The organism is Draconibacterium mangrovi (genome assembly GCF_010586825.1).
Lineage (GTDB): Bacteria > Bacteroidota > Bacteroidia > Bacteroidales > Prolixibacteraceae > Draconibacterium > Draconibacterium mangrovi.
Genome location: NZ_JAAAGB010000006.1, coordinates 162,680 through 175,239, shown reverse-complemented (window position 1 = coordinate 175,239; position 12,560 = coordinate 162,680). Strand labels below are relative to the sequence as shown.

9 protein-coding genes are annotated in these 12,560 nt (G+C 42.7%); 3 read left to right on the top strand and 6 right to left on the bottom strand.

Annotation, left to right across the window (positions count from 1 at the left end; all coding sequences use genetic code 11):
- Positions 1–9: 9 nt before the first annotated feature.
- The 6 genes from G4420_RS15785 to G4420_RS15760 form a co-directional block, all read right to left on the bottom strand.
- Complete coding sequence (locus tag G4420_RS15785) at positions 10–1,653, bottom strand: tetratricopeptide repeat protein (RefSeq protein ID WP_163324908.1); 1,644 nt, start codon at positions 1,651–1,653, stop codon at positions 10–12.
- 33 nt (positions 1,654–1,686) lie between these two features.
- Positions 1,687–2,967, bottom strand: a complete 1,281-nt coding sequence (locus tag G4420_RS15780; protein WP_163324907.1) for a hypothetical protein — start codon at positions 2,965–2,967, stop codon at positions 1,687–1,689.
- The gene (locus tag G4420_RS15775) at positions 2,951–3,685 is read right to left on the bottom strand and encodes a type III pantothenate kinase (RefSeq protein WP_163324906.1); all 735 of its coding nucleotides are present in this window, start codon (positions 3,683–3,685) and stop codon (positions 2,951–2,953) included. Before G4420_RS15775 ends, G4420_RS15780 begins: the two co-directional genes overlap by 17 nt.
- Positions 3,685–4,530 (bottom strand): carboxylating nicotinate-nucleotide diphosphorylase, encoded by an 846-nt coding sequence (gene nadC / locus G4420_RS15770; protein ID WP_163324905.1) that lies wholly within the window; start codon positions 4,528–4,530, stop codon positions 3,685–3,687. Before nadC ends, G4420_RS15775 begins: the two co-directional genes overlap by 1 nt.
- A gap of 4 nt (positions 4,531–4,534) precedes the next feature.
- On the bottom strand, positions 4,535–6,106 hold the full coding sequence (nadB, locus tag G4420_RS15765) for an L-aspartate oxidase (RefSeq protein WP_163324904.1): 1,572 nt from the start codon (positions 6,104–6,106) through the stop codon (positions 4,535–4,537).
- 152 nt (positions 6,107–6,258) lie between these two features.
- Positions 6,259–6,597 (bottom strand): cupin domain-containing protein, encoded by a 339-nt coding sequence (locus G4420_RS15760; protein WP_163324903.1) that lies wholly within the window; start codon positions 6,595–6,597, stop codon positions 6,259–6,261.
- 229 nt (positions 6,598–6,826) lie between these two features.
- Here G4420_RS15760 and G4420_RS15755 point away from each other — a divergent pair, with 229 nt between their 5' ends.
- Genes G4420_RS15755 through G4420_RS15745 form a run of 3 tightly spaced genes read left to right on the top strand, consistent with a single transcriptional unit; the run spans position 6,827 to position 12,514 of the window.
- A complete protein-coding gene (locus G4420_RS15755) occupies positions 6,827–8,005 on the top strand; it encodes an efflux RND transporter periplasmic adaptor subunit (RefSeq protein WP_163324902.1) in 1,179 nt (392 codons plus the stop codon).
- A 17-nt stretch (positions 8,006–8,022) separates the two neighbouring features.
- Positions 8,023–11,232 carry an efflux RND transporter permease subunit gene (locus G4420_RS15750; protein WP_163324901.1) on the top strand — a complete coding sequence of 1,070 codons (3,210 nt, stop codon included), beginning with the start codon at positions 8,023–8,025 and terminating at the stop codon, positions 11,230–11,232.
- Positions 11,225–12,514, top strand: coding sequence for a TolC family protein (locus G4420_RS15745; protein ID WP_163324900.1), 1,290 nt, complete (start codon positions 11,225–11,227; stop codon positions 12,512–12,514). Before G4420_RS15750 ends, G4420_RS15745 begins: the two co-directional genes overlap by 8 nt.
- Positions 12,515–12,560: the final 46 nt, after the last annotated feature.

The window sequence follows — 12,560 nt, the reverse complement described above, 5'->3', positions numbered from 1 at the left end:
TGCAATATTTTAAAAGCGAACTTTTGTGTTTTCATTAATCCAACCTCCTACGTGATAGGTAGAACCTTCCTGGAGCCCTTCCATAAATGCTTCTTCCTTGTTAGGGAAATAAGCTTTGTATTTTCTAAGGTTTTCTGCTGCATCAATTGCACAGTCTTCGCCGCGACGCGCTTTCGCGAAATAGTCGGCTGCTAACCAGAATACCGCTGATTTCTCCATGGCCGATCCTTCGAATTTTTGCGAGGCAGCAACATAGATGTTTGCAATCAGCATGTTTGCATCACATAAATCAGGATCCAACTCAAGAGCTCTTCTGGCATCGTTACGGGCTCCAACATAGTTACCATCTTTTGTATAACGAACCAAACCGCGCTCGTAATGGTAAGTAGCTTTTAATTTATCATCAGTTTCTTGGTCAATAGCCATTTGGTAATATTCACGTGCTTTTTCAACATCGTCTTTTTTCAGGAAACGACGAGCCATGTTAAATGCTGCTTCTGCTGACGGATCAAGTTCGTACAAACGCTCGGTAGCTAACCCAAAAAGTTCCGTTTCAGTACAGTTAGCTCTACCCAAACGACGTAACATTGATTTAATAAAATCGGCATCGCTTGAATTTTCGCGGTACTGAGGTTCGTAAATACTTATTAAAGCTTCGCAATCAGCAGCTCCCGATTTTCCGAAAATATTTTCGATATAAGGTATTACTGTTTCCTGCGTTAGTTTCACTTTATCAGCATCTTCGTTGGCCTCAACAATAGCATTTCCTATTGAAGTAGCCTCTTCGTAATTCTTAACAACCTGCTCTTTTGGAAGCTCTCCCAATTTGAACAGCGCAACAGTCGTTTGCATATAAACTAAAAGAACAGGTGGCTCGGTTTGGTCGCCTTGCAGCTTCACCGATTCTGATAACCACTCGTAAGCTGATTTGTGAACCGCTTTTAACGCATCACCCTCAGGAGCTTTATCTCTGTTCTGGTCTAATTTGTATTTTAACCACGATGTACCTTTACGACCCAATACATTACCGCGGTCGTTAAAATACTTCATCCGTTTGTCGTACAATTTCATGTACAAATCAATGTACTTGTCGCGCTCAGCGTCGGTAGTGGCATTTTCAATCTGGTGCTCGTAAATCTTCGAACCGTGAATATACAGGTTCATGGTAGATTTAGGATACATGTTATACAGCTTTTGCCAGTGAGGAATAGCTGATTTATAATCCTGTTGTTTGAAGAACTCGGTATATAACGATAGCTCATTTAAGAAATCTCTATCCTGTGCTTTCATCAGTTCTTCCAATGTACTCAGGTTCACTTCTCCTGTTTCCACTTCTTCAGCATCGCCCGAAGGAAGACTTCCACTAAATGCAAAATCAAACACATCGCCCGATTTGCCTTCAATGTCTAGTCGTTTTGATTCATCGATAAATGTAAACCTGATGTATTTTGATTTTTCATCGGCTTCAACTTCGTATTTACCATCGAAACTGGTCATCATTTCTCCACCTTTATGGGCTTCAACAGTAATTCCAGCTGCCGGTTCTCCGTCGATGTAAACAGTTCCTTTAATAACTCTTTGCGCCTGTGCAACTGTAATACCGACCATTACAACTGCCGCGATTAAAAGAGATATGCGTAAAATAGATTTCATAATGAGTTTTATTTGTTTTTCTTTTTTTGAATTCTAGTCAATTTTTCGCTGCATAAACCACAAGTCGTGCAAGCTTACACTTACATTAACTTTTGCATATTTTTCAAGTACTAAATTATACTCTTTTGTCCCTCTTTGCCCGAACTCGGCACTTAAATTAAGTGTTGAGTTAGAACGATACAGTGGTAGGCCAACCCCAAAACTTATGCCAAAGTCATTTATATGCTGTCCGGCAAAGGTGTGGTAAGTTTGTTCGTATTTAAAACCTGCGCGATATGCAACTCGGTTTACAAAACTTCTGATCGAAAACTTATCCGGAATCCACTCAGCCCCAATCGCAAATTTATTTAAATCTGTTAAAAAATTACTTTTGCTTCCCAAAAATTTGGTGTTGTCCCATCCTTCGTGGTAATAATCCACATTTATTTCATACACATTCTTTTTTGCCAACGACAGTCCTCCGCCTATCGTCATTGGGAAAGTCATCGTTCCCTTTTCTTCTTCGCGGTACTTCAAAGTGTCCTGATCCAGTGCACCACCGTACGAAAGGTTCTTTTGAATAATATCGGATACAAAGTCGGTATATTCGGGCGAATTAGCGAACACCAGTCCAAATGTTAAACTTTTATCATTTTTCATTGGGAGGGTTGCCTGTACCCCCAGATCCAATCCGAAGTCGCGAATACGAACTGTTGAGTAACGTTGTACATTATAGAATGTTGGATCGGCGAAAGTTACTTCCGTATTTCGGTTTAATTGCCCGAAACGATAGTTTAGGTTCGCACCAACAGATATATTTTTAATCGGCTCGATGGCAAGTCCCCATTTGGCATTCGAAATCGTTCCGGCACCATAATAGGTATTATATACGTTTCCAACATTTTCAATATCGGCAGTAGAAGTTACATAGTAACCTACATCGGACAAAGGTGTTAAACTTAAGCTTGTTGCCGCCCACTTGTTTATCCTGAAACTCATGGCAAAATACTTGAAGTTAACATCGTTCGTCTTCATACTTGTGCTTTCGGTTTTGTTATTGGCAAATTTGCCTTCCAAACCAAACTCAAATATAAAGTTGAGCGAATCAAGCGATGTAAAACTGGCGGGGTTGGCCGCATTTATCTGCATGTTGTACCTGCTTGCAAGGCTTGCTCCCCCCATTGCCGACGAACGTCCGAGCGAATAAGGTTGTAAATCACCAAGACCATAACGCGAATACGGCGATGTGGTATTATTATTAAACTGTGCAAACAATACAGCCGGGATAAATAGTAACCCGGCGATAAAAAAACTTACTCTACTTAGTCTCCCCATTATGTTGTAAAATGCGGTTTAAACCAATACTGGTTAAATTAAAGTGTACAAAGAAAGAATTTTTTAATTTCTTATCAAAAAATTCGGCATCACCCCCGGTCATAATAACTTTTAAATTATTATAATTTTCCTTAAATGAGGTAATTGCATGGTCTACTTCGAACACAATGCCGTGTTGTACTCCGGCTCTAATTGCCTGCTCGGTTGTTTTTCCAATTAGTTCTTTAATAACTCCCTTTTCTACTTTAGGAAGTTTTCCTGTAAACTGGTTTAATGCTTTAAAGCGCATCTCTAAACCAGGTGAAATATTTCCGCCCAAGTATTTCCCCTCGGCGGTTAACAAATCGTAGGTAATTGCTGTTCCGGCATCAATAACCAAAACATTTGTTTTGGGATACAGCTCGAAAGCTCCTACAATTGCCGCAATGCGGTCTTTCCCCAATGTCTCTTTCGACTCGTAACAGTTTTCTACAGGCAATGGCGTTGTAGCGTTCAGCTCAATAAATACTTCGAACTGTTCGGTAAGAGTAACTTTTAATTCATCGGGATAATCTTTTACCGCCGAAAGAATTGCACTAGCCAACCCCTCGTATTCTTGTTTTAATGTAGCGATTAACGCAGGTGAAAAGGTATCAACCGATACCGTTTTTACCACCTCGCTTTTCGTACAAACCGAATACTTTGTTCGTGTATTGCCTATATCAATTACGAGGTTCATTAATCAATAATACGCTGACTGATGTCGAGTGCTTTTACCGAATGTGTTAATGCACCTATCGAAATATAATCAACTCCGGTATGCGCCACTTTGCGAATACGTTTGATGGTCATATTCCCCGATGCTTCAATTTTGGCACGACGATCGATAATATCAACACACTCTTTCATCATCGTCGAACGCATATTGTCGAGCATGATAATATCAACGTCGGCAGCCAGTGCTTCTTTTACCTGGTCGATGGTTGTGGTTTCCACCTCGATCTTGATACTTTTTGGAATTTTTTTACGAATAGCTTCAACAGCCTTTGTAATGCTTCCGGCCACCTGAATGTGGTTGTCTTTAATCATCACCATATCGTACAAACCAAAACGGTGGTTCGAGGCACCTCCCATCCGAACCGCGTATTTATCGAGATAGCGGTATCCGGGTAAGGTTTTTCGGGTATCCAGAATTTCAACTTTAGTACCTTCAATTTCTTTCATACAAAGGTTGGCATAACTTGCAATACCCGACAAACGCTGCAAAAAGTTAAGGGCTTTTCTTTCGCCGGTTAACAATGCACGGTACGTACCTTTGAACTCGGCAATAACATCGCCAGGCACAACATGGCTGCCATCGGGCATAAATACCTGCCAGTGCAGATTTTTGTCGAATTTTCTGAAAACCATTTCTGCTACCTCTAAACCGGCAACAACACCTTCTTCTTTTGCTACAAACTGCGCAGTTTTTACATCGTTACTATCAATAAGGTTGTTGGTAGTTATGTCTCCGTCGCCAATATCTTCGGCGTAAGCCATGTCGAATAAAACTTCGGCCGACTTTAATGTTTTCTCATCCATCATAGCTTTACTTTCTTATGGGTTCAAACTCAATGTTTTTGTTTTTTTGTTGAATAATATGTGTTTTAAAATCAGGATTCTCCTTCTGAAAATCTTCCCGGATATGCCCGCCACGGCTCTCTTCGCGAACCAGTGCTGATTGCGTAATGAGTTTACTGATGAGCGACATATTCCTGATCTTAATTAAATTGTATTCGTGTTGATCGATGTCGAATTCTGAAACAATTTCAGAAAAACGGCTGAGTGCATTTTCCAGGCCTTCCCGGTTTCTTACAATCCCCAGATTTTTCGACATAATTTGTGCCAACTCATTCTGATACTTCAGAAATAACTGTTCGTTATTGGCATCCAACGTTACCGGCTCGGGCTTTTCGAGCAAATACTCCGGGGCCACCAGTTTTGCAGCTTTTTCGCTGGCACGCTTCCCAAAAACCAAACACTCGAGCAAGGAATTACTTGCCAAACGATTGGCACCCATCACTCCGGTTGATGCGGCTTCGCCACAAACAAAAAGGCCCGAAATATTTGTTTCAGCATCGAGATTGGTACGAATTCCGCCAACCATATAATGTGCTGCCGGAGCAATTGGCAAATTATCTTCGGTTAAATCGAAACCAAACTCTTTCAAGTGCCTGTCGATATTTTTAAATCGGTTCCTGATCTTTTCCTTATCCAAATGTTTTAGCGACAAAAAGATATGATCCTTATCCGATTTTTGTATTTGTCTGAAAATACTGTAGGCAACCACATCCCGCGGTGCCAGTTCGGCCAGCGGATGAATATCTTTCATAAAACGCTCGCCCCTGGCATTCAAAAGCCACGCTCCTTCGCCACGAACTGCCTCGCTAATCAGGTACGCTTCTTTTCCTGGCAAGTATAAAGCCGACGGGTGAAACTGAACAAATTCGAGGTCGGCCAGCCGAGCTCCGGCATCGTAAGCCAGTGCAATTCCATCGCCTGTTGCCGTGTGCGGATTTGTTGACCGGGCAAAAACCCGCGACATACCACCCGTTGCAACAATTACGGCTTTGGTTTTGAATATGATATTTTTGTTGGTTTTAAAATCGTAGGCCTGAAGTCCGACAATGGCATCGTTGTGCTTCAGCAATTTTACTGCCACCACGTACTCGAAAGCCTCTACATTCTTTTTCTCCTGAATAAGACGCAGTTTAAACAAAGTCAACTCTTTTCCGGTGGCATCGCCGCCTGCATGTAAAATGCGTCGTTTGGTATGTCCGCCTTCAAGCCCCAATACAAATTCGCCGTTTTTCTTATCGAACTGCATACCCAAGTCAATTAGTTCCTGAACACGTTCGCGACCCTCGTTAACCAAAACATCTACCGCATCGTGATCGCAAATACCACGCCCGGCAACCAATGTATCTTGTGCATGTTGCCCGGGAGAATCCTCTGCGGCAATGGCTGCAGCAATTCCTCCCTGCGCATAATACGAATTACTGACATCGAGCTGCGACTTGGTAACTATCGCAACGCGTCCGTATTTTGAAGAGTGGTAAGCAGCCGACAATCCAGCCAGCCCACTTCCTATTACAACCGTATCAAATTCAAGTATTTGCATCTGTTTTTTATGCTTCTCGCAAACAAGCCTGCAAAGTTAGCATTTCTTTTAAGCAAAAACCTATATTTTATCACTTAGGTTTTTCATTTCGGCGAAGGCAATCCCTCGCCCAAAAGAATGATACTTGATTTCCATTAAATCTTACAATTTCCTTACCCCATATTTTCATCCGGTGAATAATCCGGACGAATTGGGGTAAAGATTTCCAAAACCTTAGCTTCTTCCAGCACTTCAACCTGGTGCTCAATAGTTGACGGAATACACCAGCTGTCGCCGGGTTCGGCAGTAAACCACTCTTTGTCGATACGAAAATTTAATTTCCCGGAAATAAGATAACCGGTTTGTTCGCACGGATGGCCGTGCGACGGCAATTCACTACCCTTTTCCAATTCAAATTCACACATAATCGATTGCTCTTCAAAAGCCAGTGCCCGCATTTTCACACCGGGCAACAAGGTTTTAAACAATCGAAAGTTACTCTTGGTAAACATCTTATGTTTTTTTGTGTTTCTGCTAATCATAAATAGTTATTTTCAAATTAAACCAAGCTCAAACAAAATGGTCTTTGTAAATACTTGTTTGGAGACTGTGCAGATTAAAAATGGGCGATTAATGTGTCGTTTTTACAAAATAAAATTTGTCACTTAAAAAAAATAATGATTTTTGTACTCGCCACATAAACCTATGTTGATTAAAAAATTCAAATAAAACAAAATAGCCATGAGTTGGAGAAAAACTACCTTTATTGTTGTTGCCCTTATTGTTTTGTTAGGAGGAGCAGCGGCATTATCAGAACTGTTCGTTTCAATGAAACCGGAGCAACCTAAACGGCCCGATGTTGAAATGAAACGATCGGTAAAAGTGGAAACAGTTAACTATTCAGAAATTACCTCACCACTTTCCCTCCCCGGAGGACGCGCCGTATCGGGCAGCGAAGTGTTACTGGTTGCTGAGGCATCGGGGAAAATTGAACCGGGAGCTGTTGTACTTCGAAAAGGTACATCCTTTAAAAAAGGACAACTACTAGCCGAAATCTACAAAGACGAAGTAGAGCTTGCCTTAAAAGCCCGCAAAGCAAAGTTTCTTACAACAATGACCTCATTATTACCCGACATGAAAGTAGATTTTCCGGATCAGTTAAATGCTTACGAAACATTTTTCAGAGCCATCGATCTGGATAACGACCTGCCTGAAATGCCGGTAGTAAAAGATGAAAAACTAAAAGTGTTTTTAGCCAGTCAGGGCGTATTAACCGAATATTACAGTATTAAACAAGATGAGAAAAAATTGAAACGTCATACGCTTTATGCGCCTTTCGATGGAACATTTACGCAAGTAAATTACGAAACCGGATCATATGTAAACACCGGCGGACAAATTGCACGAATGATTCGTACCGACCATGTTGAGATTGAAGTTCCGGTTCCGAACGAAGACAGCGAGTGGATAAAAATTGGCGATAAAGTGTTTATTCACTCCAATCTCGACGATTCACAAATTACCGGCAAGGTGGTGCGAAAATCAAATTTTGTTGAAGCAGAAACACAGTCGCTTAGCGTTTTTGTTCAAGTGGGTCAGGCCGACTCTGACAAGGTTCTTCCGGGGCAGATCTATGAAGTAACTTTCCCCGGACAAAAAATTGCCGATGCTATGGAAATCCCACGCGGTGCAGTTTTTAACTCAAGTACTGTTTATGTTGTCATCGATGGCGAACTGAAAAAACGCGAAATAAACGTGATTAAACGCAACGAAACAACGTTGATTTTTGATGGTCTGCCGGCAGGAAGCAAAGTGGTTTCGGAACCACTGATCAATGTAAAGGAAAATACTCCGGTTAATATTCTGGGCGAAGAAGGTAACAACAAGCCAAAACCAGGAAACCAGGCTAAACCTCAATAGAAAAAGGAGACAGATCAATGAAGAAGATAGTTGAACTATTTGTAAAATTTCCATTTTACGCCAACCTGATCCTGCTTTTCCTGATCGTGGTGGGTAGCATAAGTTTTCTTTCGATGAAGAAATCTTTCTTCCCCGAACGCGAATCGCATATGATCACCGTTCGTGTAGCCTATCCGGGGGCATCGCCGGTTGAAATGGAAGAAGGGGTTACCTCGCGCGTTGAGGAAGCAGTGAGAGCTATTCCCGGTATTTACGAAATCAATTCGGTATCGGCAGAAAACAGTGCCAGTATACGAATTGAAATTCAGCCCGGATACGATATTGACGAAGCACTTATTGAAGTAAAAAATGCCGTTGATGGAATTTCGGCCTTACCAACAGCGGCCGAACGCCCCATTGTGGCAAAAACGCGGACTACCTCGCCGGCGGCACGTTTACTGGTTACCGGCGACGTTGATTTAATGACACTGAAATCGTACGCCCAACAGGTGGAAGAAGATTTCCTGGGATCGGGAATTATGAGCCAGGTTACCATTTCGGGTTTCCCAAGCCTCGAAATTTCTGTCGAAGCTGAGGAGGAAGATCTGTTGCGCTACGGACTAACTTTTAACGATTTACAAAATGCCATTACCAATAACAACCGCGATGTTTCGGGCGGACAGCTAAGATCGCAAGATGAAGAGCTGTTAATTCGTTTGCGCTCGCGGAGTGCTGATCCGAATAAAATTGGCAACATTATTTTACGTGCCAATCCCGATGGAAGCGTGCTTCGTATTAACGATATTGCCACGGTAAAAATGAAATTCTCGGATGTGCCCAACAAAGCACTGGAGAAAGGAAATCCGCTGATCAACATCAACGTAATGAAGCTGATTACGGAAGATCTTGACGAGATCGATCAGTACATTCGGGAATATGTAGAAGAATTTAATTCAGAAACACACGGCGTTAAATTGATCTACTCGCGTTCGTATCTCGAATTGTTAAAATCGCGTCTCGATCTTCTCTACAGCAATGGTGGCATGGGATTGATCCTGGTGGTTCTTATCCTCGGAATCATGCTTAGCACCCGCCTTTCGTTATGGGTTGCCTGGGGGATTCCTGCATCGTTCCTTGGAATGTTTATAGTGGCAAATATGATTGGCGTCACCATTAATATGATGTCGCTTTTTGGAATGATCCTGGTTATCGGTATTCTGGTTGACGATGGAATTGTGATCGGAGAAAACATCTTCCAGCATTTCGAACGGGGGAAAAGCCCCATGCGGGCAGCCGTTGACGGAACAGTGGAAGTTATTCCGGCTGTAACCTCATCGGTATTAACTACCGTTGTTGCTTTCTCTCCGCTAATTTTTATTACCGGCCGCATGGAAATGATGTATGAAATGGCAATAATTGTAATTGCCAGTTTGCTCATTTCGCTGGCAGAGGCATTCCTCGTTCTTCCGGCTCACCTTGGAAACGAAAAGGTACTTAACAGAAAAACACTTCACCGAAAAGCAAAAGGATTACGAAAATATACCGAAGGCTTTTTTACCTGGTTGCGCGATTATGCCTACGATCGGGTTATAAAACTGGTTCTGGAATGGCGTTACATTGTTTTGGGTATTCCGGTGGCAATGATTGTAATTACACTGGGACTGATTGGCGGACAGCTGATTAAAACAACGTTCTTTCCACGAATGGAATTCGACTCTTTCAACATTAACATTGCATTTACCCCGGGTTCCGGCGAACGCCAAACCATGGAATACCTAGAGCGTTTCGACAGTATTGTTTGGGTGGTAAACGAAGAGATGATGGCAGAATACAACGACACACTGCCGATTATTGAAAACAGCATTATCAATCTGGGATCGGCATTTAGTCGCGACGAAAGTGGTGCTCATTGCGGGAACATAGATATCTCGCCACGAAACTCGGAAGAAACAGGAATCAGTTCATTTGAAATTATCCGCCGGCTAAATCAGAAAATTGGCAAAGTTCCCGAAGCAGAAAAATTTACCATTGGTGCCAGCAACCGTTTTGGAAATCCGGTTTCTATCGGTTTAATGTCGAGAAATACAGAAGAGCTGGAAGCTGCACGCGATTACCTCATGGACAGACTGTTGTTATACCCGCAGTTAAAAGATGTAGTTAATTCAAATGCCTTGGGTAAACAGGAAATTCTTTTGGAGCTAAAACCAAAAGCGTACATGCTTGGCCTGAACGAAACCTACATTGCCGGGCAGGTACGTCAGGCATTTTACGGCGGACAGGCACAACGCCTGCAGGTTGGCCGCGACGAACTTCGTATTTGGGTGCGTTACCCGGCTGAAGGACGGGAACGCATCGGTCAGCTGGAAAAAATGAAAGTTAAAACACCGCAAGGTGAATACCCTTTAATGGAACTGGTTGATTACGATATGAAACGTGGTCCGGTAAACATCAACCGCTTTAACGGAAAACGCGAAATCAGGGTAAATGCAGATATGGTTGATCCGGATGCTTCGGTTACCGAAACACTGGATCTGATTAAAGCAGAAGTAATACCCGAACTTGAAGTGCTTTACCCGGGAATTACGGTAATTTTCCAGGGCCAGCAACGTGAAAGTGAACGAAACATGAGCGACCTGGCTTTCCTTTTCCCGATGGCTTTCCTGGCTATTATTTTTATCCTCATGATCAGTTTCCGTTCGTTTGAACAACCTATGATCATTATTATTATGATCCCGATTTCGATACTGGGAGCTGTTTGGGGACATGGTATTCACGGCAAACCGCTTTCAATTTTAAGTTTGTGGGGAATTGTGGCACTTACCGGTGTAATTGTTAACGATGCGGTTGTGCTGCTTGCCAAATACAACCTCCTTATCGAGGAAGGTCTAAAAGTAAAAGATGCCATTGTTGAGGCCGGAAAATCACGGCTTCGTCCTATTATTTTAACTACGCTAACCACTGCTTTCGGGCTGTATCCGCTTATTCTCGAAACCAGTTTCCAGGCGCAGTTCCTTATTCCAATGGCCATTTCGCTGGTATATGGAGTTGCTTTCGGAACCCTGTTTATACTGTTGTTTTTCCCGGCACTTATTTTGGTGCTGAACGATATCCGAAAATTTGTTCACGAACAGTGGTACGGCAGAACATTTGAACGCGAGCACGTGGAAGTTGCATGGCAAAATGCACAACGCAAAATCGATAACAGCATTTATCACGAAGAAGATGAAGAGGAGGACACCAATGAATAAGATAGTAACACTTTTACTGATAATGGCGATGGGTTTGTTTGCGCAGGCCCAGCAGCCACTTACACTTACCGATGCCATTAGCAAGGCTTTGGAAAACAACTACGACATTGTTATTGCCAAAGAAAACCAACGTGTTGCCGTGATTGAAAACAACTGGGGAACGGCAGGCCGCTATCCCTACATCAACCTTTCGCTGGGCGACAATAATTCGCTGCGGGTAGTCGATGGCGACAACACCACCACCATTGGCTTATCGGGCGGAGCATCGGTTAACTGGACTATTTTTGATGGCTTTTCGGTAAGTATTACCAAAACCCGTTTGGAGGAGTTGGAGAACCTGTCGAAAAACAATACGGCAGTTATGGTTGAAGGTACTATTCAATCGGTGATTCTTGCCTATTACGATGTTTTGTTGCAGAAAGAAATTCTGGCAACTTACAACGAAGTAATGGCTCTTTCGCAAGACCGGTATCAGAAAGCTGAGCAGCAAAGAGAATACGGATCGGCAGTTACTTACGATGTTTTGCAGGCGCAAAATGCCTACCTGGCCGACCGGGCAGGTTATCTGCTGCAGGAAGTGGCCTACAAAAACTCGAAAAGAAACCTGGCTTATTTAATGGCCGAAAAAGAAGCTGTTGACTACGAGTACACCGATAAGTTTGAAGCAATAACCGAGGATTACGCGCTGGCTGATTTAAGAGCGCAAATGATTGAAAACAATAAAAGCTTGCAAAACCAATACATCAACCAGCGCCTGCTCAATAATGCAATTGCTTCGGCAAAAAGTTCTTTTTCACCATCCTTAGGATTTTCCGGTGGAGTTAACGGATCACGCTCCGGTATCAAAGTTGGAGATGCAGACATGAACTGGGCAAACTCGGCAAACTTTTACGGTAACTTCACCCTTAGCTGGAACTTATTTAGCGGAGGAAACCGCAAACGTGCATTACAAATTGCGGAGATCGACAGCGACATTTCTGAAATTCGGCTAAGCGACATGCAACATGATTTGGATAACAGTTTGGCCAATCTGTTCGAGTTTTACCAGGTACGCAAAGAGTTGCTGATGGTTGCCGACGAAAACCTGGCAGCAGCACAACTTAACCTGCAAATTTCGCGCGACAAGTTTGAAGCGGGTGCCATTAACTCGTTCAACTTCCGTGATGTACAGGAAATTTACCTTCGCGCATCGCAAGGAAAACTGGAAGCGATTTATAATTTCATCAACGCACAAACGTCCCTGTTACGCTTAACCGGCGTAATTGTGCAGGAATACGAATAGACAAAACGAGCCGATGGAGCATACTTCATCGGCTTGTTTATCGTTT